Below are 24,023 nucleotides of genomic sequence, written 5' to 3'. Positions count from 1 at the left end.
GACCGCGACACGCCGAGGGACGCCCGATCCCCGGCGCGTCACCGTCAACCAGCGACCGCGACACGCCGAGGAATACCCCATCCCCGGCGCGTCACCGTCAACCAGCGACCGCGACACGCCGGGGCAGCCAACCGCCTCGGCGCGTCGCGCGCCCTCAGCCGAGGAAGGCGTGGATCGCCGGCACCACCGACGCGCCTTCACCGGTCGCCGAGGCCACCCGCTTCATCGACCCGCACCGGATGTCGCCCACCGCAAACACACCGGGCAGGCTGGTCTCCAGCAGTTCGGGCGGCTCGCCGTCGATCCACCGCTCCTGCGGCACGTCGCGACCGGTCAGGATGAAGCCCCGCTCGTCCACGGCCACCTCCGGCGGGAGCCAGTCACAGTGCGGCTGGGCGCCGAGCAGCAAGAACAACCCGCCGACCTCCCGCCGCTCGTCTTCGCCAGAATCGTTGTGCCGCAAGGTAATCCACTCCAGCGCGGCCTCGCCCCCACCGTCGACGACTTCGGCCTCGCTGCACACGGTGATCCGCGGGTTGAACGAGATCTCACCGATCAGGTATGCCGACATTGTCTCGGCGAGGCTCGACCGGCGGATCACGATGGTCACACTGCGGGCGAAACGCGCCAGGTGAATCGCCGCCTGACCGGCCGAGTTGCCACCGCCGACCACCACCACATCGGCATCGGCCATCTCCCGGGCAGCGGCCATCGCGGCGCCATAGAACACGCCGCGCCCGACGAGTGCTTCCAGACTTTCGACGCCCAGCCGCCGATAACTCACCCCGGTCGCGATCACGACCGAGCGCGCCTGCACGTCGCCACCGTCGGTCTGCACCACGAATCCACCCTCACCATTGGCGCAGATGCCGGTCGCCGGCCAGCCGGTGAAAAATCGCGTGCCGAAACGGATCGCCTGGCCACGCGCCCGCTGAGCCAATCGAGCACCCGAAATGCCCCGCGGGAAACCCAGGTAGTTGCGGATCATCGAGCTCGTACCCGCTTGTCCCCCAATGGCTTCCGACTCCAGCGCGACGGTCGCCAGGCCCTCGGACGCGGCATACACACAGGCCGCGAGACCCGCGGGACCGGCGCCGACGACGCAGACGTCGACGGTGTGGCCGACCTCGACCTGATCGGGCCGGCCATACATCAGGGCCGCCGCCTCGCGCACGCTGCCGACATGCGCTCGCGCCCGCGCGAAGCTCTCGACGACCGGCAGCTCGATGTCCTCAGGGAGGTGAGACAGCACCTCGCGAGCGACCGGATGGTCGGGTGAGTAGGTGCGGTTGGGTGCCCCGACCCGGTCGAAGAAGTCACGCAGTTCGTAGGTCAGCGGGTCGCCTGGGCGGCTGATGATCCGCACCGCGTCGACGACCGGCGCCGCAACGGTCGAGCCCCAATCGGACAGCAGCTCGGTCACCGCGGTGTGGAACTCCTCGTCGCGAACTCCCTGTGGCATCAACAGGAATGCGTCGAATTTGCCCTTGCCCAGCGCCGGCCGGAAGGCTTCGGCGTCCTGCGCGAATCGGCTGCGGTGCGCGACCACGATGCGCCGCGCCGTCGGCACCACGGCCCGCCAGTCGTGGAAGGCCTTGAGCACCTCCATCATCGCCGAATCCGCGACGATCATCGCCACGTCGATCTGCTCGGCGCGCAGCGACTTCATCAGCTTGATGGCGTCGCGTTTGTCGCCCGCGCACCGGATGTCGTAGTCGCGCACATAGCGGCTGAACTCGCTGCACAGGGCCTCGCCGTGTTCGGCGGAGACAATGACGATCGCTGGGTTGGTCACGCCGGATCTTCTCCCGTATGCCGCCCGCCGCGCCAGTCCCAGCGCTGATCGGGTGTCGCGGGGGCGGTGGTGGTGGTTTCGACTCGCTGCGCTCGCTCAACCGTCGAGGGGGCGCCGCTCAACCGTCGAGGGGGCGCCGCTCAACCGGCGAGGGGGACGCCGCTCAACCGGCGAGGGGGCGCCGCTCAACCGGCGGAAAGGCGTGCGGCGGCGGTGAGCCGTCGGCCGAGCGCCGCCACCGCAGCCCGCACCTCGTCGCCCCGGCGCACCTCGAAGTCACCGGGGATGAGGGCGAGCTGCTCGGCATACATCACCGGGTTGGAGGTGCTGCCACGCAGCACAGTGGTGCCCTCGTTAATCGCTTCGAGGCGGCCGAGATGCTTTGACAGCCAACGCAATTGGTCGACCGGGGCGTGGATCACCACCTCGGCCGGGTGCTCCCAGCCCTGGCCGAGGTGCTCCTCGAGCGCACTCGCCGGGTCGAGGTCCGGCGGGGCGAAGGTCTCCGGCCGCTCGCGCACCGATCGCACCCGGTCGATGCGGTAGGCGCGCGTCTCGCCGGCGTGCATGGCCTGACACAGCAGGTACCACCGGCCGTGCCGCACCACGACCGCCCATGGCTCGACGTCGATCGTGCGCTCGTAGCCCGCCTCGGATCGGTAGTCGATGTCCACCCGTCGGCGCGCCTCGCTGGCCCGGACCAGCGCCACCGTCGTCTCCGGATCGGGGCGGGCGGCGCCGCGGTCGCGGACTGGCGCGGTCGCCATACGGACTGCTTTTGCCTGTGCTGCAACGGATTCCGGCAGCGCGCGCAGCAGTTTGCCGAGGGCGCTGCCCACCGGCGTGTGCGGGTCGGAAGCGTCGTGATGCCCGTCGAGCACCGCCATCACGAGGGCGAGCGCCTCGGGCGCGTTGAACATCAGCGGTGGCAGCCGCAGCCCGCGGCCCAGGCGGTAGCCGCCCGCCGGTCCCCGCACCGAGGTCACCGGTATGTCGGCCTCCCGCAGGATCTCGACATAGCGGCGGATCGCGCGGGTGGAGACTCCCAGACGGCTGGCGAGGCGGTCGGCGCTGATGCCGGGGCTGGCCTGCAGGAGTTCGAGCATGAGCAGCGCTCGTGCGGTCGGGCTGGTTTCGTCGCGCAGCATCGGGTGAACCTTCCGGCGGCCAATCGTCCGCAACCATCCAACACCCGTAGTAGAGCTTTCCGGCGGTTATCGCGACCGCTTCCCGGGGTTCGCTGGTTTCGACTCGCTCCGCTCGCTCAACCGGCGAGGGGAGGGGGTTCGCTGGTTTCGACTCGCTCCGCTCGCTCAACCGGCGAGGGTGGGGCCTCAACCGGCGGAGGGGGCGGTGAGGTTCGGCTCGCGCTCCGGCGGCCCGTCGCCCGCCAGCGGACGCTGCAGCCACAGCACGTCATGCCACGCGCCGAACTTCCACCCGATCGCCCGATAGAGCCCGACCCGTTGGAAACCCATCGCCTCGTGGAAGCCCACACTGGCCGGATTCGGTTGTGTCACACCGGCACACGCCATCCGCAAGCCGCGCGCGGTCACCCGGGCGAGCAGCTCGCCATACAACGCAGTTCCGACGCCGCGCCGGTGAGCGGCAGGCGCCGTGTACACGCTGACGTCGCATGCGAAACGGTAGGCCGCGCGTTCGCGATGCCGCGTCGCGTAGGCATAGCCGAGCACCACGTCGTCCTCGCGGGCCACCAGCCACTCGATCGCGGCGTTCATCCGCCTGCCCATCTCGGCGGCGTCCGGTGGTTCGGCCTCGAAGCTGATCACCGTGTCGGTGACATAGGGCGCGTAGATCGCCGCACATGACGCCGCGTCACGAGCGGCCTCCGCCGGTCTGATGATCATGCCGCGGCGCACCTCATGGCAGCAGGCTAGGGCCGCCGGACATGGATGAGGCGCCACTCGCTCGGGGGTTCGAGTGGCGCCTCATTCAACGGTTACATCGGGCGGCGTCACCGGGCGTTACAGCTTTTTCTGAGATTCTTTTCCGTATGCCGCGTGCCCGCTTCGACGATGTCCCTCTGCACGCCGCTGACCTGCGGCTTCGGCCGGTCACCGAGGATGACATTGACCCGATCTTCCGCGCCTGCCAAGACGCCGAGACGCTGCGATGGTTGCCGCTGCCCCAGCCGTACACCGAGCAGGTGGCCGCGACCTTCGTGCGGGAGATCGCCCCGGCCCAGCAGGAAGCCGGCACCGGTCTGCTGCGGGTGATCGATCACGGCGGGTTTGCCGGACTGGTCGACCTCAAGGCGACCAACTGGCGCTCGCAGGTGAGCGAGATCGGCTACTGGGTCGCACCGTGGGCGCGCGGCCGCGGGTTGGCCGGCCGATCCGCGGCCCTGCTCGCCGATTGGGGACTGCGCACCCAGGACCTGCAGCGCGTGGAGATCCGCGCCGCCACCGGCAACCTGGCCTCGCAGAAGGCCGCCGTAGCCGCCGGATTCACCCGGGAGGGCGTCGCCCGGTCGGCCGGGATCGTCCATGGTGGCCGGGTCGACCTGGTGATCTTCGGCCGGATCCGCGCCGACCTGACCTGACCTCGACAGGAATCGCACAGCGCCGCGTGCTGTTGTAGCCGGCATGGACGAGGCGTTACGCCGGTGGCGCTGGGTGCCGCGCGTCTACCTGATCTGCGCGGCGCTGCTTGTGCCGTATGCCGTGTTCCTCGCGGTGACGCTGCCCGCCCGGTCCCTCAGCGATCACTATCGGCTGACCTGGGTGGGCTTCGACGTGCTGCTCATCATCGTGCTGCTGCGGGTGAGTTGGCATGCCTACCGCCGCGACCCGCAGGTGGTGCTGACCGCAACCGTGGCCGGTGCCCTGCTGGTGACCGACGCGTGGTTCGACATCACCACCTCGGCTCCGGGCGAGCCGCGTGTGCAGGCCCTCCTCGCGGCGGCGCTGCTCGAGATCCCGGGCGCGATCGTGTGCGCCGTGCTTGCCCGCCGCGGCCTGGCCGAAATGGTGCGCCGCGCCACCCACGCCGGAGCCCGCGAGGCGGAGGCGCGCCAACGGGTCTAATCCGGCGCTGGTGGGTCCTGCACCCACTGGCCGGCGACCATCACCCGCTGCACCCGTAGGTCGCCATCGAGCACCACGAGATCCGCCGCCAGTCCAGGTGCGATCCGGCCCACCTGGTCGTCCATCCCGAGCACGCGAGCCGGGTTCTGCGATGCCGCGGCCGAGGCGCGTTCGATCGGTATGCCGTTCGCGACCGCTCGCCGCACCGCCGCGTCCATCGTCAGTGTCGATCCGGCGAGTGCGTCATTGCTGACCAACCGCGCCTGCCCGTTCCGCACCCGCACTTGCTGGCCGCCCAACTCGTACGCACCATCGCCCATCCCGGTGGCATCGATCGCGTCGGTGATGAAGACCGGCCGGCTCGGGTCCTCAGCGGCCAGGCGCACGATGCCCGGGTGCAGGTGCACGCCGTCGTTGACGAGTTCACAGGGCAGGTGTGACTCCAGCAACGCGCTCACCAGGCCCGGCTCGCGATGGTGCACCGGCCGCATCCCGTTGAACAGGTGCGTCGCCAGCCCCGCGCCGGCGTCGATAGCCCGCCAGGCTTCGTCATACGTCGCATCCGAATGACCAAGTGCCACAACGACTTTCGCATCACAACAGGCCTGGATCACCTCGAGCGCGTGCGGCAGCTCGGGAGCGATCGTGAGCACCCGCAGGGTGCCGTCCGCGGCCGCCGCCAGCCGCTCGAAGACTTCGCGGTCGGGCTCGATGAGGTATGCCGGGTTCTGCGCCCCGCACCGGATCTCGGACAGGAACGGGCCCTCGAGATGACTGCCGATGACCTGCACACCGGGCTCACCGACGAGCTGTGCGACATCGGCAAGCTGCCGCTCGAGCAGGTCGACCGGCGCCGTGACCAAGGACACGAGCGTCCGTGTGGTCCCGTGGGCCTGGTGGAAAGCGACGGCGGCGCGCAGGTCATCGGCGGAGGCACCCATGTCGTGGCCGCCGCCGCCGTGCACGTGCAGGTCGATGAAGCCGGGCAGCACCCATGATCCGTCGACATCGAGATCGTCCAGCCTCCGGTCGGCTGGACCGGGGTCAACTGCGGTGATGCGGCCCCCGTCGGTCTCGACCGTGCCGCCGTCGAGCACGCCAGCAGGAGTGACGAGGCGGCCATTCACGATGCGGCTCATAGGTTTTCAGCACTCCGATGTGCGACGGCGGCGAAGCTGGAGCACGCTCAGGATGGCACAGGGTCCCGAGACGCGAAGAGGACGACCGACCGGTCGTCCTCGCATTTCCAACTTATAGCGCACAGGGGGTCTTGCGGCAAGGCCCCCTCGAGGGCGCAGAATCCTCGCCGACCACACCGATTCGGGGGACCTGTGCCTGCTGTCACTTCTGCTTTCGACCTGCCCGAGATCCGCGCCGCCAAGGCGGACCCAGCGCTCATCACCGACGACGAACTCTTCTTCACCAGGTTGCGCAGCACGCTCGACGCGCGCGTCGCCGAGCTGACCCGCCGCCTCGCCGCATTGCGCAGGGCGCCCGCGGGTTCGCTGCAGACCGCCGCCGACCGGGACCGCGAGATCCACCGCATCACCGGGCAACTCACCACGCTGCGGCGGCACGATCTCGACCTCACCCTCGGCCGGATCGTCCCCGCCGACGGCCCGCCGCTCTACATCGGCCGGCTCGGGCTGACCGACGCCGACGGCGAACCCCTGCTCATCGACTGGCGCACACCCGCCGCCGAACCGTTTTTCGCTGCGACACATGGCAATCCGATGGACATCGCCAGCCGGCGGCGCTACCGCTGGCTCGGCGGTCGGGTGAGCGACTACTGGGACGAGGTCTTCATCGAGGGGTATGCCGGGGCTGCCGCGCTGGACGACCAGTCGGCCTTCATCGCCAGTCTCGGCGCGAGCCGGTCGGGCCGGATGCGCGACGTGCTCGGCACCATCCAGGCCGACCAGGACCGCATCATCCGCGCGAGCGCCCGCGGCACGCTGGTCGTCGACGGCGGACCGGGCACGGGCAAGACCGTCGTCGCGCTGCACCGCGCGGCCTACCTGCTGTATGCCGACCCGCGCATCGACGCCCAGCGTGGAGGGGTGCTGGTGGTCGGGCCGCACCATCCCTATCTCGCGTATGTCGCGGACGTGCTGCCCAGCCTTGGGGAGGAGGGGGTGCAGACCTGCACGCTGGCCGATCTGGTGCCCGAGGGTGCGGCCGTCGTCCCAGAGCCCGATTCCGTTGTCGCACAGTTGAAGTCGAGCGCTCGACTGGTTGAGGCGATCGAGCCAGCCGTGCGGTTCTACGAGGAACCGCCGACCGAGTCGCTCGCACTGGACACCGTCGGCGGCGAGGTTGTCATCACCGGGTCGGACTGGACCGAGATCTTCGATACCTACGACCCCGGGATCTCCCACAACGACGCGCGCGAACTCATCTGGGAGGAATTGGTGACGCTGGTCGTGAACCGTCTGGACACTGACATCTCCCCCGACCTGGTGCGCCGATCACTGGCCCGCGACGAGCAGCTGACCGAGGTCTTCGGCCGGGCCTGGCCGCTGCTCGATCCGACCGAGATTGTCGAGGACCTGTGGTCGGTGCCGGCCTATCTGCACAAATGCGCGCCATGGTTGAGCCGCAAAGAGATTCGGCTGTTGCAGCGTGACTCGGCCCGTGCCTGGACCGCCGCGGACCTGCCATTGCTGGACGCTGCCCGACGCCGGGTCGGCGACCCCGAGGCGGTGCGCCGGCGCCGGCAACGAGCGGCAGCCGAAGCGGCCGAGCGTGCGGCGATGGCGGACGTCATACAGGATCTGATGGATGCCGACGACTCCGACCTGGGGCTGATGAAGAGCCTGCGGCACGCGGACCTTCGAGACGCGCTGGTCGACCCGGACGCGCTGCCCACCGCGGACCCCGACCTGCTGGCCGGGCCGTTCGCACACATCGTGGTCGACGAGGCGCAGGAGCTCACCGATGCCGAATGGCAGATGCTGCTATCGCGTTGTCCCTCAGGCAGTTTCACCGTGGTGGGTGATCGTGCGCAGGCGCGGCACGGGTTCGCCGAGTCGTGGCAGGAGCGGCTCGCCCGGGCCGGTCTGCGGCGGGTCGAGGAGGCGACGCTCAGCATCAACTACCGCACGCCAACGGAGGTGATGGAGGCCGCTGCCCCGGTGATCCGTGCGGTGCTGCCGGACGCGAACGTGCCAACGTCGGTGCGCAGCAATGGGATTGCCGTCACCGAGGGGCGCATCGAGGACCTCGCTGCCCTGCTCGAGGCTTGGCTGGCCGAGCACGAGGGCGTCGCCTGCGTCGTCGCCGCGCCTGGCCTCGAGAGGCCGGACGGTGTCCCGGGGTCCGCGGGCATCCGGGGCTCCAATGCCGCTCTAGCCTCCGACCGAGTCCGCTGGCTCAGCCCGCAGAACGTCAAGGGCCTGGAGTTCGACCTGGTGATCCTGCTCGATCCGTTGTCCTGGGGTAGTGGCATCGAGGGCGCGGGCATCGAGTGCGCAGGAATCGAGGGAGCCGTGGACCGCTACGTAGCGATGACCCGCGCGACCCAGCAGCTCATCCTGCTACACCCGTAGTAGAGGAATCTGGCGGCTATAGCGACCACGTTTCCGAAGCTCCGACTCGCTCCACCGGCGGAGGGCGGGTTTCGACCCGCTCCGCCCTTCGACTCGCTGCGCTCGCTCAGGACAACGCTCGCTCAACCGGCGAAGGAGGGGGTGCTCAACCGGCGGGTCACGCCCCGAAGCGCGCCGTCAGGTGCCACACCTGCTTCAGCGCCTGCGGCTCGAAACCACCGGCACGCGAAGCCTCACCGATGATCCGCGCGTCGATCCGACCATGGCGCGCGATCGCCCGGGCGGCGGCATACGCCGAAGGGTCGCGATAGTCGGGATGCCGCTCGAGCTCGTCGAGCGTGAGCACCCGCCCCTCGTGCCATTCGACAGGTATGCCGAGCGTCGCGGCCACGTCCTCCACCCGCGTGCCGGCATAACAGGGGTCGAGAACCAGCGCCTCGACGTCCATGGCCAGATCCACCACACCGTGCACCTGGGCCTCGATGTAGCCGTCGAGACGATCGGCCCCGTCCGGCTCAACCGCATCGAGCGCGTCCCACTCGTCGGCCAGACGGATCAGGTCGAAGCGATGCGCGGTCCCGAAATCCGTTGGCGTCAAATAGGAATCGGGGAAGCAGAAGGTCGCTCGGTCGAGGACGTGTTCGCGCAAACGGAGGTGCGCCGACCCGAAGCGGGGTGCCGCTCCGAGTGGGCGGTGGCGATGGTTCAGCGCGCCATACTTCGGACGCTCGGCAGCGGGCGCGTCGTCATACGCCCCGCCGAAGATCCGCTGCTCCCACCGCCACCGGTCACCCCCGGGGTGCGCGGTCAACCCACCCGCGCTCGTGCCGGTCTCGAACTGAGAACGATAGACGCCGTCGCGGGCAAGCGCCTCGATCGTGAGCAACTCCCCAGCGGACCGATCCGGGTGGAAGTTCAGCGTGACCCGCAGCGACCGGTCCAGCGGCTCACCGACGCTCAGCGCGTCGACATGCGCCACGGCGGCGACCGCCCAGCGGCTCGGCGCGCCCGCAGACGACGGCGGCCCGGACACGTTCACGCCAGAATGCTCCCATGCAGGAGATCCCGCTGCCCGGCGGTGATGTCACCGAGGGCGTGGTGCGCGTGGGCGACACGGTCCGCTGCCCCGTCGGTGACCACTCGCCGCTTGTCCACGAGGTGCTGCGTCACCTGGAGCGCGTCGAATTCGACGGTGCGCCAAGGTTTTGGGCATCGACGAGCGGGGGCGCGAGATCCTGACCTTCATCGACGGTGAGGTCGCCACGAGGCCCTGGCCGGCCTGGGTCGCCGACGACGAGCGAGCAACATCGGTCGCCCGGCTGCTCCGCCGACTCGATGACGCGCTGATCCCGTTCGGCCTGCCGCCCGGCTCGCCGAACCGCAAGGAACGCCCCACTCTCGCAGCCCGTCCAGGTCCGGCGGCGACCTTCATCGGCCACCGGGATGTCACGCCGGAGAACACCGTCTTCCGCGACGGCGTGGCAGTCGCGCTGATCGACTTCGATCTCGCGCGCCCGTCGAGCCGCGTCGACGAAGTCGCCAACCTGCTCCTGTGGTGGGGCGGCTGGTTGGCACCCAAGGACCGTGATGCCGTGCTGTATGACGTCGACCCCGCCTCCCGCGGGCGGTTGCTGGTCGACGCCTACGGGCTGGGCGGGGACGAGCGCCGATGGATCGTCCCGGTGTCGATCGCCATCGCCGGGCGCAGCTGGCACTCCATGCGCGAACGTGCCGCGACGCACGGCGGCGGGTGGGCTCGCATGTGGGACAACGGATCGGTGACGTCATCAAACGACGCGAGCAGTGGCTGCGCGACAACGCGGACGTCCTGCACCGGGCTGTGACGGACTGACCCATCACCCCGTATGCCGACCGCTGCGGGCTGCCGTGAACGCCGTCACCCAGCCGTTGGCATCGAGGTTGCGGGGCAGCGCCGAGCGACGGCCGCCGACGACTCGCGCGGCAACGGGAGCAGGAACTCCGTTGCGGCGCAAGATGTCTGGCAGACCCCGGCCTCGCGAGGAGAAGACCCGGCGCACCCACTCCTGGTAGTCGCGCTGCACGGTCAGCGGGAGCTGCGGCTCCGCCATACGGTCGATCACGAGCAGACCTGCGTCGACGGACGGCACCGGTCTGAAGGAGGTGGCGGGAATCCGGCGGTCGAGCGAGAAGTCGAACCATGGCCACCACTGCGCGGTGAGTTGAGTGGCGCCGCCGACGCCTGCGCGTTTGCGGGCCACCTCCCATTGGGTGATGAGGATTGCGCTGTGCCACAACGGTTCTGCGAGCAGATGTCGAAGCACCGGCGTGGTCAGGTGAAAGGGCACATTGGACACGACGACGGCTCCTGCCGGCGGTGCGTGCCGCAGGATGTCGCCGTGCTCGATGCAGACGTGTGGCCCGACCCGCCTGCCAAGCCGGCGCGCCCGTGACCGGTCCAGCTCGATGCCCACAAGTGGGCGGCCGAGTTCGGCCAGCGGCAGGGTGAGCGCGCCGTCGCCGGTGCCCCACTCGACCAGTGGACCGGGTCGCGCGGCGGCGAGGTGGACGATGCGGCGGACGACGTTGCGATCGGTGAGGAAGTTCTGGCCGAGTTCGTGTCGGCCGGGGCGGGACGTGGGCATGGTGCTGGGCTCCTTCGAGAGGGGTGGAGCCGGGCAGCACTAAGCGCCGCCCGGCGGGTGCCGAGAGGCGACGCGAATGCGAGGTGGCAGGATCCGCGCCGCTCAGCGGCAGCGGGTCCGAACGATCATGAAGGCGCTCACGTGCTCGATGCTAGGCCGAACGACGAGGCGTGCCAACCGAATTCAGCTACGCGCGCCAGAGCCAGCGCAGCGCGTCAGGCAGAAGGGCTGCTCCGTGGTCGGAGGCGTGGCCGCCGTCCCCGAGCACGAAGCGGAAGTCAGCGCCCGACCGGGCCAAAGCCGCTGCCACCTCGAGGTTTTCGGCCAACCAGTTGTCCTCCGGCTCGTTCCACCCGAGGTCACGATGGCTGGCCTGCAGGAAGATCCGCAGCGGCCTGCGCTCCCCCGCAGCGAGCAGTCGCGGGTAGGGATTGCCGCCGGGCATCTGGGCGAAGCTCGACACCAGCGCAAGCACGCGGCCGAAGGCGTCCGGACGTTGCCAGGCCGCGGTGAACGAGCCATTGCCTCCGCTGCTGCCACCACAGAGTCCGCGCCGCCGGGGATCGCCGCTGAGCTTCGCGAACTCACTCACCCGGGGCAGCACCTCGTCCACCAGGAAGTCGGCATACCGACTGTCCGCCGCGTCATACTCCGCATTGCGGTTCTTGCGAGCGGTCGGGTCGGAGCGGTCCGGGAAGACCCCGGGGTCGACGAACACTCCCACCATCGGTGGGATCGCCCCATCGTGGATCAGGTTGTCGAGCACGATCGCGCCCCTGACCGATGCGTCCGGGTCGAGATACCACCAGCCGTCCTGAAACACCATGCACGACAACGGTTTTGAGCCAGGTTGAGCTGGCAGATGCACCCACACCGTGCGGGTCGTCCCGGGGTATGCCGCCGGGTCATCGATCGTGAACTCGACGGTGCGACCCGCCGGAACGCCCGGCCGCACGAACGAGTCGGGGCCGAGGTCGTAGTCGACGTCGCTCTGGTCGATGGGCAGCGGCGCGAACGGGACGCGGAGCGTCATACCTCGCAGGCTACTCAGTCCGCGCGTCCCGGCGGTGGGCGCGCACCCGCCATACGACCAGACCGATGACCACGAGAGCGGCAATGCCGATCGCCAGGTCGCGCCCGACGGTCTTCTCGACCGTCTTGTATGACGCGCCGGCGAGGTAGCCGAGCAGCACGAAGCCGATGCCCCACACGAGTCCGCCGAGGGCATTGAAGGCGAGGAAGACCGGATAGCGCATGCGCGCCGTACCCGCGAGCGCCGGCATCACCGCGCGGAAGAACGCGATGAATCGCCCGAGGAAGACCGCCGAGCCGCCGCGCCGCCGCAGGAAATCCTGCGCCTGGTCGAGCTTGGCGCGGCGCTTGTCGAGCACTTTCAGCTGCAGCAGGCGGGGTCCTAATTTGCGGCCGACCTCGTAGCCGACGCTGTCGCCGGCGATCGCGGCGAGCACGACGACCGCGCACATCGCGACGACGCTGATGCGGCCCTGGCTGGCGACGACGCCGCCGAGCACGGCCGCCGTCTCCCCGGGGAGCACGAAGCCGACGAAGAGCGCGTCCTCGGCGAAGACGAGCAGCCCGACGACCACGAAGACGAGGATCGGGCTGAGGTTCAGGATGGTGTCGGTCACGCAGGACATCTTGACCGGTGACCCTGGGAGGGTGGCGGTTAGCGCCGCTGGGAGTCTCCTCTGAGCGGACATTTTACGACAGGAGCCAGGCATGCGCAGGATCGTGGTCTTCACCCTGAGCTCGCTGGACGGTGCGGTCGACGACCCGAGCCGTCCCTTCCCCGTCGAGTCCGACGGGCCGTCGCCGCCCGGGTACGACGCGGTGATGGACGCGCAGGAAGCCAAGCTCATCGGCCGACAGGACCTGATCCTGTTGGGCCGCAACATGTATGACGAGTGGTCCCGCTACTGGCCGACGGTCACTGAGCAGCCGTTCGCCGACTGGATCAACGGCGTGCACAAGGTCGTCATCACCTCGCGGCCCCTCGACCGCGAGTGGGGCGAGGTCGAGGCCGTCGGCGGTCCGCTCTCCGACGTCGTGGCCGAGCTGAAGGCTCGCCCGGGTGACGGTGACATCGGCGTGCACGGCAGCATCACCCTGGTGCAATCGTTGCTCGCCGAGGGTCTGGTGGACGAACTGCAGCTGGCCGTCGGACCGGTGCTCGACCCGCAGGGCCGTCGCCTCAGCGATGCGCTGCCCGATCTGGTGCGCTTCGAACTCGTCGAGTCGGTGCCCACGACCAACGGCGGACTCTGGCTGACCTACCGCCCGCCGCCCGCGAAACGTCACTAGATCTCCGCGAAACGTCACTAGATCTCCGCGAAACGTCACCAGTTCTCCGCGAAACGTCACCAGTTCATCGCGAGACGTCACTCCCCGCCCGCCGGCTTCGGCAGCACCGGGTTCGTCACGCGGACCCGCGCTGGGACCACTCCTTGGCCAGCAGTTGATAGGAGCGCAGCCGATCGGCCGGATCGTGGGTCACCGTCGTCACGAGCAGTTCGTCCGCGCCGGTCGCATCACGCAATTGCGTGAGCCGCTCGGCCACCCGGTCGGGCGTGCCGACGAACTGGGTCGCGACGCGGTCGGCCACCATCGCGTCATCCTCCGGCGTCCACGGCAGAGCGCGCGCTTCGGATGGTGACGGGAACTCGATCGCCCCCTCTCCGTTGCGAATGCTGCGCACCCACGGTCCGTAGCCGGCGCTGAGTTCCCTTGCGGCTGCTGCGGTTTCGGCCACGACCACGTCAGCTGAGACGATGACGTATGGTGCTGCCAGGTCGGCGCTCGGCTTGAACGCCGCGCGATAGGCGTCCACGGCCTCGAGAACACTCGCCGGCGCAACGTGGTAGTTCGCACCGAAACGCAGACCCAGCCGCCCGGCGGCCTGCGCGCTCTCGCCGGCGCTGCTGCCGTGCACCCACACCTGCAGGTCCGACCGGCCGCCCGGCAGGGCAGCCCGCTGACCGTTGCCGTGCACATAACGCCCGTCGAGCAGGGCGAGCAGGTCGGCGAGCTGATCGCCATACGGCTGCGGCTTCGCGCCCGGCTGGAGCAGCAGATCCTTCTGCATGGCGAACCGCGGCGACCGCGCAACGGCACCGAACGAGAACGGCGGCGGCAGAATCAGCCCGTTGTCGAGCACTTCGGTCGTGGTCCTCGGCTGAGCTGCGTCCTGCGGCGGGCCGCCGCCGGAACGTCCGAGCCCGAGATCGACCCGACCGGGGAAGGCGCTCGCCAGCAGGCTGAACTCCTCAGCCGTCGTCAACGCGGTGCGGTGGCCCATCTGCACGGCTGCGGAGCCGAGCCGGATCGAGGAGGTCGCCGCCCCGGCCAGGGCGATGAGCGCCGCCGGTGAGGTGCCCGCGACCCCCGGGTTGAGGTGATGCTCGGCGAACCAATACCGCCGATATCCCCACTCCTCCGCAGCGCGGGCCAACTCCACGCTGGCGTGTATCGCATCGTGGGCATTGCTCCCGCTCGCAATGGGCACCAGATCCAGCACGGACAGCGGTGTGGGGCGGTCAGCGGGCATGGTGGGCCTCTCGTGAATCAGCGAAAACCGTTGCGGCACAACAGATATCGCCCGTATGCCGGGCTCGCCGCCCGGTCCTGTGGCGTCATTCACATAACTTTACGTTGCGATATTCAAAACCTGGCATTAGCGTGGTCGCCAGGTGACGAGAGGTAGCGCGAAGCCCTGGCTTGCTACCCGGCAACCCTCCACCGCGGTGGGGTGCTCCAGGTGACCACCGGATGACCCGCGTCCCGTCGGGTCATAAGCGCGAGGAAGAAGCCATGTCTCCAGTTGCTGCATCACTGGCGTCGGCAAAGACCGCCGAGTCACCCGACGCCACGACCACCCGCCCGATCCCGAGCCCCGAACCGCGCTTGGTCGCCCGGCGCCGACCGGGTCGCTGGGCCGGCGTCGTCGCCGGGCTCGTGCTCGCCGCGATGGTCGTCAACACGCTGCTCACCAACCCGAACTTCCAGTGGTCGATCGTCGGTGACTACTTCCTGAGCGACGCGATCCTGCGCGGGTTGGTGCTCACCATCTGGCTGACCGCTGCCGTGCTGGTCAGCGGCTACCTGCTCGGCGTTGCGGTCGCCGCGATGCGGCTGTCGGACAACCCGGTGCTGTCGACGGTGAGCTTCGGTTTCGTCTGGCTGGTCCGCTCCGTGCCGCCGCTAGTGCAGTTGCTCTTCTGGTACGAGATCGCTTCGCTCTATCCGCGCCTGTCCCTCGGCATCCCGTTCGGCCCGGAGTTCGTTTCCTTCCAGACCGCACATCTGTTCTCCGCGGTGGCCGCCGCCTATGTCGCGCTCAGCGTCGACGTCGCGGCCTTCGCCGCCGAGATCGTCCGCGGCGGCATCCTGGCCGTCCCGCGCGGCCAGGTCGAGGCGGCGGAATCCCTTGGCCTGTCACGCTTTCGGGTGTTCCGACGGGTGATCCTGCCGCAGGCCATGCCGTCGATCATCCCGGCCTCGGGCAACCTGCTCATCGGCATGCTCAAGGCCACCTCGCTCGTCAGCGTCATCGCGGTGCAGGACCTCCTCGGCACCACCGAGCTGATCTACAACGACAACTTCAAGATCATCCCGCTGCTGCTCGTGGCGACCCTCTGGTACCTCCTGCTCACCACCCTGCTCTCGATCGGCCAGCACTTCCTGGAGCGGCACTTCGGGCGCAGCACCCGCGTCGGCACATCCAGCGGCTGGTGGCGCACCTGGGGTGCGGGCCTGCGCATCTTCCCCGGCCGCCGCGACCTGGAGGTGACCCGATGACCCGGCCCCTGGTGCGAATCCGCAATCTGCACAAGCAGTTCGGCAGCCACACCGTGCTCGACGGCGTCGACCTCGACCTGGCCGAGGGCAGCGTCACGGCGATCCTGGGCCCGTCCGGTTCGGGCAAGTCGACGCTGCTGCGCTGCATCAACCACCTGGAAAGGCCGGACCGTGGGTATGTCGAAGTCGGTGGTGAGATCATCGGCTTCCGCCCGGACGGCAACCGGCTGCGGGAGCGGTCACCGCGTGAGATCGCCGCGCAACGCGCCCGGATCGGCATGGTCTTCCAGCATTTCAACCTCTTCGCCCACCGCACCGCGGCCGAAAACATCGTCGAGGGCCCACTCGCTCAGGGCGTGCCCGTCCGCACCGCGCGCGCTCGGGCCAGTGAGCTGCTCGCCCGCGTCGGCTTGGCCGGCCGTGACGACGCCTACCCGAGCCAGTTGTCCGGAGGCCAGCAGCAGCGGGTGGCGATCGCCCGCGCCCTGGCGATGGACCCGGCGCTGATCCTCTTCGATGAGCCAACCAGCGCGCTCGACCCCGAGCTCGTCGGCGAGGTGCTGAGCGTGATCAAGGACCTCGCCGCCACCGGCATCACGCTGGCGATCGTCACCCACGAGATCGGCTTCGCTCGCGAGGTCGCCGACCAGGTCGTCTTCCTCGAGGACGGTCACATCATCGAATCCGGCGATCCCGCAACGGTTTTGCAGCACACCCAATCCGAACGTGCCCGCGCCTTCCTGGCCGCGGTGCTGTGAAAGGACCCCTCATGCCCTCGCCTCTGCTCCGCCGCGCCGCCCCGGCGGTGGCCACCGTGTTCACCCTCGCCACCCTTGCGGGCTGTGGCTCCAACAGCCCGGACTCCTCCTCCCAGTCCGGAGCACCGGGCGGGTCGGCCAACGCGGTCGCGGCCGTCCAGATCAACAGCGCTGCGCGCAAGCTCCTCCCCGCCGACGTCCAGTCCTCGCAGCAACTCACGCTCGGGGCAACCCGGGTGACCGGGACCTCGGCGCTGCCGCACACCGGCATACAGGACGGCAAGGAAGTCGGTCTCGACATCGACCTGCGCGCGGCCGTCGCCAAATCTTTGGGCATCACCTGGAAGGTGCAGACCGGCACGTTCCCGACCATCGTGCCGGGCGTCCAGAACGGCAAATACCAAGTGGGACAGGCCAATTTCGGCGTGACCAAGGAGCGGCTGAAGATCGTCGACTTCGCGACCTACCTCAACGACGGTCAGGCCTTCGTCGGCAGCAAGCAGGTCAAGGTCCAGTCGGTGACCAAGCTCAGCGATGTGTGCGGTCTGAAGATCGCGACCGGTTCGGGCACCACCTTCCAGAAGCTGCTCGAGACCCACAAGAACGAGTGCGCCGCGCAGGGCAAGCAGCCCTACACCGTGCAGTACTTCTCCGACAACGCACCGATCTATCTCGGCCTGCAGAACGGCAAGATCGACGCCTACTTCGGTCCCACGCTGAGCCTCAAGGTGCTGGTCAAGAAGCTCGACGGCACCCGCTTCCTTGGACAGGTCACCCAGACGCCGGTGGGTTTCATCACCGCGAAGGGTTCACCGATCGCACCCGCGCTCATCGCCGCGATCAACGGTCTGATCAAGGACGGCACCTACGCGAAGATCTTCGCCAAATGGGGCGTCCCGTTCTCGGCGATCAAACAGTCACAACTCAACCCCAGGCCGACCTTCTGACGGCTATTACCAACAACCGCAACGTGTTTCGTTGCGCGAGGAGGACCCCATGACGACTCAAGACGTCCGTGACGACACCGCATTGCAGCAGGACTGGCAGGACTGGCATCGCGACCACGAGGCGCGCCGCGCCGACCCGCACGGCTTTCTCGCCATCACCGGGCTGAACTTCCTCGACGACTTCCCACAACGGGTGCCCGACGCCCCCGGTGAGTGGTCGGTGGCCGACGACCAGGTCGTCGTGCAGCTCCAGCCCGGCGAGCATCTGCTGCTCGACGGCGAACCGCTCGAGGGGCGGCACATCTTGCCGGTCATTCCCGAGCGTGGCGGCCTCACCCTGATCTCGGGCGACACGGCGATCGAAGTCGCCACTCGGGGTGGGCTGTCGATCGTCCGCCCCCGTCGCCCCGACCACCCGCTCGTCAGGGAGTATGCCGGGACGCCCGCCTTCCCGGTCTCCCATGAGTGGGTGCTGCCCGGACACTACGAACCCTTCGCTGAGCCGCAGCCGACCACGGTGGGTGCTGCGGTCGACGGCCTCGAGCATGTCTACGACGCGCCTGGCCGAATCACGTTCGAGTACAAGGGTATTCGGCATACCGTGCTGGCCTTCCCCGGCAAGGACGACGGCCTGCAGATCCTCTTCACTGACGCGACTGCCGGCCGGGAGACGGTCGACTCGGTGCGCGGCTTGAGCGTCGCGGCGCCGAGTGCCACGGGCGAGGTCGTGCTCGACTTCAACCGCGCGGTCAACCTGCCGTGCGCCTACACCCCGCACGCCACCTGTCCGCTGCCGCCGGCTCAGAACCGGCTGCCCTTCGAGGTGCGCGCCGGCGAGCAGCAACCGGCCGGAGCAGCACGGTGAGCGGGCCCTTCCTCGGCGTCGCGCTCACCGCCGGAGGGTGGCACCCGCAGGCCTGGCGAGAGGACGGCGCGCGAGCCCAGGACTTCTTCACCGCCGGGTACTGGGTCGACCTGGTCGCCGAAGCCGAGCGCGGTGTCTTGGACTTCGTCACCTTCGAGGACGAGTTCACACTCCAGTCGCCGTATGCCGGGGCGCCCGCTCGGCGGGTCGATCACGTGACCGGTCGCCTCGACGCGGTGCTCACCGCAGCGCGGGTGGCGCCGACGGCCCGCGGCATCGGGCTGCTGCCGACCGCGACCGTCGCGCACACCGAACCCTTCCAACTGTCCAAGGCGATCGCCACCCTCGACTTCGTCAGCGGTGGCCGGGCCGGGGTGCGGCTGCGCGCCGGCGCCAACGCCACCGAGGCACGCCACTTCGGGCGACGCGAGTTCCCCGATTCCCCTGTCGGCACTGCGGATTGGCGACGCGCCGTGGCAGCTGCCTTCACCGAGGTGAGCGATTACGCCGAGGTGATCCGCCGGCTCTGGGACAGCTGGGAGGACGACGCCGAGATCCGCGATGTCGCAACCGGCCGGTTCGTTGACCGGGACAAGCTGCACTACATCGACTTCCACTCCGAGCACTTCTCCGTGCGCGGACCGTCGATCACCCCGCGGCCACCGCAGGGCCAACCGCTGGTGACAGTGCTGGCCCACCAGCAGGACGGCTTCGAACTCATCGCGCGTTCCGCCGACCTGGGCCTCGTCACGCCGCGCAACCCCGCCCAGCTCGGGCAGATCCGCGCGGCGATCCGAGCCGCGAGCCCCGAGCGCACCCTGCCGGACCCACCGATCGTGGTTGCCGACGTGGTGGTCTTCCTCGACGGGTCAGAGGCCGCCGCACGTGCCCGCAAGGAGCGCCTCGACCTCCTTGAGGGTGCTGAATTCGGCAGTGACGCAACCGTTTTCACCGGGTCGCCCACAGATCTGGCTGACCTGATCGAGGACTGGCACGCAGCGGGAGCAGACGGCATACGACTGCGGCCAGCGACGATCCCGGACGACCTGACCCGGATCGTCGAGGAGGTCGTTCCGGTGCTGCAGCAACGCGGCGTGCGACCTAGCCGCTACGACGGATCGAGCCTGCGGGAGCGGTTCGAGCTCACCGCCGCCATCAACCGCTACGCCCCCGCGTGACAATCTCCGAGGAGTGCAATGTCCAAGCCCATCAAGCAGATTCACCTCGCGGCGCACTTCCCCGGTGTGAACAACACGACGGTGTGGTCCGACCCCGCGGCGGGCAGTCACATCGAGTTCGACTCCTTCCGGCGGTTCGCGCAGACCGCCGAGCGCGGGAAATTCGACTTCCTCTTCCTCGCCGAAGGCCTGCGGTTGCGCGAGCACCACGGCAAGATCCACGACCTGGACGTGGTGGGGCGACCGGACACCTTCACGATCCTCGCCGCGCTTGCCGCGGTCACCGAGCGGCTCGGCCTCGCCGGGACGATCAACAGCACCTTCAACGAGCCGTATGACGTCGCGCGCCAGTTCGCGACGCTCGACCACCTGAGCGCGGGGCGGGCCGCCTGGAATGTCGTGACCTCGTGGGATGCCTTCACCGGTGAGAACTTCCGACGCGGGGGTTATCTCGCGAAGGAGGATCGCTACGACCGAGCGCGGTCCTTCCTGCACACGACCTGGGAGCTGTTCGACTCGTGGGCGGACGACGACCTCGTCGCGGATGCTGCGAGAGGGACCTTCGTGCGGCGCGCCGAGGTGGGCGAATTCGCCCACCAGGACAGGCATTTCGACATCGCCGGCCAGTTCAATGTGCCGCGCAGCCCGCAGGGTCGCCCGGTGATCTTCCAGGCTGGCGACTCCGACGAGGGGCGCGACTTCGCGGCGTCCTCAGCGGACGCGATCTTCACCCGGCACAGCACCCTCGAGGCCGGGCAGAAGTTCTATGCCGACGTGAAGGGCCGCCTGGCACGATTCGGCCGCTCGCGCGATGACCTACGCATCCTGCCCGCAGCGACCTTCGTGCTCGGCGACTCCGACGAGGAGGCGCAGGAGCTGGCGCGCGAGGTGCGGCTGGCTCAGGTCAGCCCGGCGACCGCGATCACCTTCCTCGAACAGGTCTGGAACACCGACCTGAGCGACCACGACCCGGACGGACCGCTGCCCGAGATCGACCCGGTCGAGACCGAGCAGCTAGTCAGCGAAGGGCGGGCAGCCGCGCGCATCGAGGACCGCAGAGCCACCGCACAGGCGTGGCGCGAGCGCGCGCAAGCCGAGGGCTTGTCGACCCGCGAGTTGATCATCGAGGTCACCGGCCGACAGTCCTTCGTCGGCAGCGCGAAAACCGTTGCGGCACAGCTCAATGAGCTTGTTCAGGCGGACGCTTCGGACGGCTTCATCCTGGTGCCGCACATCACTCCCGACGGCCTGACACCTTTCGTCGATCGGGTGGTGCCGCTGCTGCAGGAGCGCGGGGTCTTCCGCGCGGACTACACCGGCATCACCTTGCGCGACCATCTCGGGCTGCCTCCGCTGGGCGAGCGCGGCCGGACGGAGGCTGCGTCGTGAAGATCCTCGCCATTACCCTCGTCGTGCAGTCGCCCGACCCTCAGACCGGAGCGCAGGTCTCCACCCGCGAACGGTTCGGTCAGGTGGTGGCGGCCGCGGAATTCGCCGAGGAGTTGGGCTTCGACGGGTTCGGTGTCGGCGAGCGTCACGAACGTCCGTTCCTGTCGTCCGCACCGACAGTCCTGTTGTCGCACATCGCTGCTCGCACCTCGCGGCTTCGCCTCTTCACCGCGGTCACGACGCTGAGCCTGCTCGATCCGGTGCGTGCCTTCGAGGACTACGCCACGCTGGACCATCTGTCCGACGGCCGGCTCGAGCTGATCATCGGCAAGGGCAATGGTAGCGCGCAACGCGATCTCTTTGCGGTCTCGCCGGAGGATCAGTGGGCGCGCAACGCTGAGTCCTATGAAGTCTTCCGTTCGCTCTGGCGATCGCAGCCGGTGACCGCGGATACGACATTCCGGCCGCCGCTGCGCGATGCCGAGGTCTGGCCGCGGCCGTTCCAACAGCCGGTGCGCGTCTGGCACGGCAGCGCCACCAGTCGCGAATCCGTAGACCTGGCAGCCCGATACGGCGATCCGCTCTACTCGGCGAATGTCACCAACCCGATCGAGCCGTATGCCGAGCTGGTCGCCTACTACCGCGATCGCTGGTCGGCATACGGGCACGACCCGGCGGCGCTCACGGTGGGGGCGGGGACGGCCGGCCTCTCGATCGCACCGACCTCGCAGGAGGCGCGGCGCGCGTTCGCGCCGAGCTTCGAGGGTTACCTGCAGGCGCAGGCGCGCCTCGGCGTGGAGCCGGTGTTCCCCACGCTGGAGGACTTCGTCGAGCGCAGCTCTGCGCTGGTCGGCAGCCCGGCTGAGGTGATCGACAAGGTCCACCGCTATCACGAACGGTTGGGACACAGCGTGATTCACGTTCCGGCAGAGGGCCGTCCGACGGCACCAGCGGAACACCGGGCGAGCTTGGAACTCTTCGCGGACGAGGTGGCACCGATCCTGCGGCGCGATCTGCCTGACCCGCCGCAGTGGGGGCCGGTGAATCCGACCCATGACGAAGTGACGGAGGGCGCCGCTGCCGAGTCGCTGGCCAGCGCCTAGGACGACCCGCTATGAGGAGGAAGCAATGACGGTGACCGCACTCGAATCCGGTTATCTGCGAACGGTTTTGGCGTCATACCCGACGGGTGTGGCTGCGCTTGCCGGCGTCGTCGACGGGGTGCCCGTCGGCTTGGCCGCCAACTCCTTCACCTCGGTGTCGCTGGACCCGCCGCTGGTGTCGGTGTGCGTGGCGCACACGTCGAGCACCTGGCCCGTGTTGCGGACCGCGCACCGCGTTGGGGTGAGTGTGTTGTCCGCGGAGCAGGAAGAGATTGGCCGGGTGTTGTCTGCCCGCGGCGTCGACCGGTTTGCCGGATTGCGTTGGGAGGCAACCGAATGCGGCGCCATCGAGATCGCTGGTGCCGCTGCGTGGCTGGAGACGAGTGTCGACCAGGTCGTCACCGCTGGAGATCACGACATCGTGGTGTTGCGGGTGCATGACGCCGTCCACCGCACCGAGGTCAACCCGCTCGTCTTCCACGCGAGCAGGTTTCGCCGCCTCGCCTGTTGAAGCCGCCGAGCGAGAAGGTGGTCCTGATGCCCCCTGAGACGGTCTACTACAGGGAGGCGGAGAGAGGATCACAATGCCGGACGCGCTGGACGAGGGCCGAGAACGCAGGCGCGTCGCCGAAGGAGAGCACCGGTTGCCGCCGGCGATCGCGGTGGTGGTCGCAGCGGCGACATACGCCCTCCTGCCCGAATCCCTGCTGCTGGGCCCGCGGTTCGTCATACCGGCTGTCGAGTTGGCGCTGTTGACCGCGCTGATCTGCACCAACCCCGTGCGGATGACGCGCGAGTCGCGGTGGTCCCGCAGGGTCGCGATCGGCCTGGCCGTGATCGTGATCCTCACCAACCTGGTGGCGTTGGGCTTGCTTGTTCATGAGCTGACCAGCAAGTCCACCGACGGCAGCCCCCTCTTGATTGCGGCGTTGCAGGTCTGGTTGACGAATGTGATCGGCTTCGGCCTGCTGTTCTGGGAGTTGGACCGCGGCGGCCCGATCGCTCGGCGCAAGCTGCGTCGCAAGGACCTGCCACCGGCCGACTGGCGGTTCTCCCAGGACGAGAACGACGATGCGGTCGACGAGGTCGCCGTGTCGGCCAGCCGCACGTCGGGCTGGGTGCCAACCTTCGTGGACTACCTCTACGTGTCGCTCACGAACTCCAGCGCGTTCAGCCCCACCGACACAATGCCGCTGTCGAGCCGAGCCAAACTGTTGATGGGCGTCGAAGCGACGGCAGCGCTCCTGGTCTGCTTGCTGGTGATCTCACGCGCGGTCGGAGCGCTGGGCGGTGGCTGATCCACGGTCCCCACTCACGCGCTCCGGCTCGAAGAAGGCAACCGTCGTGGAGCGGCCGCTTGCCATTTCGTAAACGCCAATTCCGCTGACCCGCAACGGAGTTGGGCTGAGCCGTCGAAGCACCTCGCGACCACAGTCGCGCTGCTCGGGCGGGACATGCATCGCCATCGTCACGTGCGGGAACCATTGGCGTGGACTGCAATAGTCGAAGGATGCAATGCCGTATGCCGCGAGCTGGTCGTGCAGTCGCCGGTGGAGGGTGCGCAACTGTGGGCTGTCGGGGTGCAGGCCGATCACGTCTGCTGAGTTGGGGACGAGACCACAGCTGGCAACCGCGACTGAGCCGATCGGTGTCAGCTGCTGAGCTATCTGTTCAACGCCTTCGATCCGATCGACATACGCCAAGGTCATGTGCGGCCGGTCATCCACCGGCTCAATCCCATTGGCGCGCAAGGCTTTCCGCGCCGTCAGCAACCGATGGGTCGTCTCCTCCTCGAACTGCAACGAGATCGCATGCGTAAACGCTACGTCGTCGGCGACTGTCATTCGCTGGCCAGATGGTCCGACCGTCCGAGTTTGCTGCGCAACGCTGCGGCCTGTTGTCTGCGAATCTCGCTCGGCGTCGTCGGGATGCGCTCGCGCGGCGGGAAATCATC

General features: G+C 68.9%; 25 protein-coding genes and 1 riboswitch. Of the genes, 15 read left to right on the top strand and 10 right to left on the bottom strand.

All coding sequences use genetic code 11. The features are described 5' to 3' along the window. Window positions 1-154: 154 nt before the first annotated feature. The 3 genes from G9U51_RS15635 to G9U51_RS15625 all read right to left on the bottom strand — a co-directional run bounded on the left by G9U51_RS15635 (window position 155) and on the right by G9U51_RS15625 (window position 3,663). Complete coding sequence (locus G9U51_RS15635) at window positions 155-1,795, bottom strand: FAD-dependent oxidoreductase (RefSeq protein WP_166198247.1); 1,641 nt, start codon at window positions 1,793-1,795, stop codon at window positions 155-157. A 185-nt stretch (window positions 1,796-1,980) separates the two neighbouring features. Continuing rightward, a complete protein-coding gene (locus G9U51_RS15630; RefSeq protein ID WP_235946225.1) occupies window positions 1,981-2,943 on the bottom strand; it encodes a helix-turn-helix transcriptional regulator in 963 nt (320 codons plus the stop codon). Between the two features lie 186 nt (window positions 2,944-3,129). Beyond that, window positions 3,130-3,663, bottom strand: coding sequence for a GNAT family N-acetyltransferase (locus G9U51_RS15625; RefSeq protein ID WP_166198245.1), 534 nt, complete (start codon window positions 3,661-3,663; stop codon window positions 3,130-3,132). A 146-nt stretch (window positions 3,664-3,809) separates the two neighbouring features. Between G9U51_RS15625 and G9U51_RS15620 the strand changes: the two genes are divergently transcribed. Together G9U51_RS15620 and G9U51_RS15615 are read left to right on the top strand one after the other, a co-directional pair. Further along, window positions 3,810-4,358 carry a GNAT family N-acetyltransferase gene (locus G9U51_RS15620; protein WP_166198243.1) on the top strand — a complete coding sequence of 183 codons (549 nt, stop codon included), beginning with the start codon at window positions 3,810-3,812 and terminating at the stop codon, window positions 4,356-4,358. 43 nt (window positions 4,359-4,401) lie between these two features. After that, window positions 4,402-4,842 (top strand): hypothetical protein, encoded by a 441-nt coding sequence (locus tag G9U51_RS15615; protein WP_166198241.1) that lies wholly within the window; start codon window positions 4,402-4,404, stop codon window positions 4,840-4,842. Here G9U51_RS15615 and nagA read toward each other — a convergent pair. Further along, window positions 4,839-5,981 (bottom strand): N-acetylglucosamine-6-phosphate deacetylase, encoded by a 1,143-nt coding sequence (gene nagA / locus G9U51_RS15610; protein WP_166198238.1) that lies wholly within the window; start codon window positions 5,979-5,981, stop codon window positions 4,839-4,841. The two genes, G9U51_RS15615 and nagA, sit on opposite strands and share 4 nt — an antisense overlap. Before the next feature lie 192 nt (window positions 5,982-6,173). Between nagA and helR the strand changes: the two genes are divergently transcribed. Then, the gene (helR, locus tag G9U51_RS15605) at window positions 6,174-8,390 is read left to right on the top strand and encodes an RNA polymerase recycling motor ATPase HelR (RefSeq protein WP_166198236.1); all 2,217 of its coding nucleotides are present in this window, start codon (window positions 6,174-6,176) and stop codon (window positions 8,388-8,390) included. Between the two features lie 157 nt (window positions 8,391-8,547). On the opposite strand, the gene G9U51_RS15600 is transcribed toward helR, so the two are convergent. Next, window positions 8,548-9,429, bottom strand: a complete 882-nt coding sequence (locus G9U51_RS15600) for a DUF3626 domain-containing protein (protein ID WP_328823510.1) — start codon at window positions 9,427-9,429, stop codon at window positions 8,548-8,550. A 14-nt stretch (window positions 9,430-9,443) separates the two neighbouring features. On the opposite strand from G9U51_RS15600, the gene G9U51_RS15595 reads away from it, so the two are divergent. Next, window positions 9,444-9,629 carry a hypothetical protein gene (locus tag G9U51_RS15595; RefSeq protein WP_166198234.1) on the top strand — a complete coding sequence of 62 codons (186 nt, stop codon included), beginning with the start codon at window positions 9,444-9,446 and terminating at the stop codon, window positions 9,627-9,629. Then, the gene (locus tag G9U51_RS15590; RefSeq protein WP_166198231.1) at window positions 9,596-10,234 is read left to right on the top strand and encodes a phosphotransferase; all 639 of its coding nucleotides are present in this window, start codon (window positions 9,596-9,598) and stop codon (window positions 10,232-10,234) included. The genes G9U51_RS15595 and G9U51_RS15590 overlap by 34 nt, the downstream gene beginning before the upstream one ends. Window positions 10,235-10,246: 12 nt before the next feature. Here G9U51_RS15590 and erm read toward each other — a convergent pair whose 3' ends face one another. The 3 genes from erm to G9U51_RS15575 form a co-directional block, all read right to left on the bottom strand. Continuing rightward, entirely contained in the window at window positions 10,247-11,014 is a 768-nt protein-coding gene (gene erm / locus G9U51_RS15585; RefSeq protein WP_166198228.1) for a 23S ribosomal RNA methyltransferase Erm, read from the bottom strand. Between the two features lie 187 nt (window positions 11,015-11,201). Then, on the bottom strand, window positions 11,202-12,047 hold the full coding sequence (locus tag G9U51_RS15580; RefSeq protein WP_166198224.1) for an alpha/beta hydrolase: 846 nt from the start codon (window positions 12,045-12,047) through the stop codon (window positions 11,202-11,204). A 10-nt stretch (window positions 12,048-12,057) separates the two neighbouring features. Beyond that, window positions 12,058-12,672: a DedA family protein gene (locus tag G9U51_RS15575; RefSeq protein WP_166198221.1), complete on the bottom strand. Its 615-nt coding sequence runs from the start codon at window positions 12,670-12,672 to the stop codon at window positions 12,058-12,060. 82 nt (window positions 12,673-12,754) lie between these two features. Between G9U51_RS15575 and G9U51_RS15570 the strand changes: the two genes are divergently transcribed. Continuing rightward, entirely contained in the window at window positions 12,755-13,336 is a 582-nt protein-coding gene (locus tag G9U51_RS15570; protein WP_166198217.1) for a dihydrofolate reductase family protein, read from the top strand. Window positions 13,337-13,451: 115 nt separating this feature from the next. On the opposite strand, the gene G9U51_RS15565 is transcribed toward G9U51_RS15570, so the two are convergent. Then, a complete protein-coding gene (locus tag G9U51_RS15565) occupies window positions 13,452-14,579 on the bottom strand; it encodes an LLM class flavin-dependent oxidoreductase (RefSeq protein ID WP_166198214.1) in 1,128 nt (375 codons plus the stop codon). 141 nt (window positions 14,580-14,720) lie between these two features. Next, window positions 14,721-14,835: riboswitch (SAM riboswitch) on the top strand. Between the two features lie 7 nt (window positions 14,836-14,842). Between G9U51_RS15565 and G9U51_RS15560 the strand changes: the two genes are divergently transcribed. The 9 genes from G9U51_RS15560 (at window position 14,843) to G9U51_RS15520 (ending at window position 23,367) form a co-directional block, all read left to right on the top strand. Next, window positions 14,843-15,829, top strand: coding sequence for an amino acid ABC transporter permease (locus G9U51_RS15560; RefSeq protein ID WP_166198210.1), 987 nt, complete (start codon window positions 14,843-14,845; stop codon window positions 15,827-15,829). Further along, window positions 15,826-16,587 carry an amino acid ABC transporter ATP-binding protein gene (locus G9U51_RS15555; protein ID WP_207948387.1) on the top strand — a complete coding sequence of 254 codons (762 nt, stop codon included), beginning with the start codon at window positions 15,826-15,828 and terminating at the stop codon, window positions 16,585-16,587. The genes G9U51_RS15560 and G9U51_RS15555 overlap by 4 nt, the downstream gene beginning before the upstream one ends. Window positions 16,588-16,598: 11 nt before the next feature. Beyond that, the gene (locus G9U51_RS15550) at window positions 16,599-17,534 is read left to right on the top strand and encodes a transporter substrate-binding domain-containing protein (protein ID WP_166198205.1); all 936 of its coding nucleotides are present in this window, start codon (window positions 16,599-16,601) and stop codon (window positions 17,532-17,534) included. Window positions 17,535-17,583: 49 nt separating this feature from the next. Next, window positions 17,584-18,399, top strand: coding sequence for a DUF1684 domain-containing protein (locus G9U51_RS15545; RefSeq protein WP_166198203.1), 816 nt, complete (start codon window positions 17,584-17,586; stop codon window positions 18,397-18,399). Beyond that, window positions 18,396-19,577, top strand: a complete 1,182-nt coding sequence (locus G9U51_RS15540) for an LLM class flavin-dependent oxidoreductase (RefSeq protein WP_166198201.1) — start codon at window positions 18,396-18,398, stop codon at window positions 19,575-19,577. The genes G9U51_RS15545 and G9U51_RS15540 overlap by 4 nt, the downstream gene beginning before the upstream one ends. Window positions 19,578-19,595: 18 nt before the next feature. Then, entirely contained in the window at window positions 19,596-20,966 is a 1,371-nt protein-coding gene (locus tag G9U51_RS15535) for an NtaA/DmoA family FMN-dependent monooxygenase (RefSeq protein ID WP_166198199.1), read from the top strand. Continuing rightward, the gene (locus G9U51_RS15530; protein WP_166198197.1) at window positions 20,963-22,069 is read left to right on the top strand and encodes an LLM class flavin-dependent oxidoreductase; all 1,107 of its coding nucleotides are present in this window, start codon (window positions 20,963-20,965) and stop codon (window positions 22,067-22,069) included. Before G9U51_RS15535 ends, G9U51_RS15530 begins: the two co-directional genes overlap by 4 nt. 25 nt (window positions 22,070-22,094) lie before the next feature. Next, complete coding sequence (locus G9U51_RS15525; RefSeq protein ID WP_166198195.1) at window positions 22,095-22,580, top strand: flavin reductase family protein; 486 nt, start codon at window positions 22,095-22,097, stop codon at window positions 22,578-22,580. 73 nt (window positions 22,581-22,653) lie between these two features. Beyond that, a complete protein-coding gene (locus G9U51_RS15520; RefSeq protein WP_166198193.1) occupies window positions 22,654-23,367 on the top strand; it encodes a hypothetical protein in 714 nt (237 codons plus the stop codon). On the opposite strand, the gene G9U51_RS15515 is transcribed toward G9U51_RS15520, so the two are convergent. Beyond that, entirely contained in the window at window positions 23,335-23,913 is a 579-nt protein-coding gene (locus G9U51_RS15515) for a 2'-5' RNA ligase family protein (RefSeq protein ID WP_166198191.1), read from the bottom strand. The two genes, G9U51_RS15520 and G9U51_RS15515, sit on opposite strands and share 33 nt — an antisense overlap. Window positions 23,914-24,023: the final 110 nt, after the last annotated feature.

It is taken from the genome of Metallococcus carri (genome assembly GCF_011440275.1).
Lineage (GTDB): Bacteria > Actinomycetota > Actinomycetes > Actinomycetales > Dermatophilaceae > Metallococcus > Metallococcus carri.
This window is presented reverse-complemented; position numbering and strand designations above follow the sequence as displayed.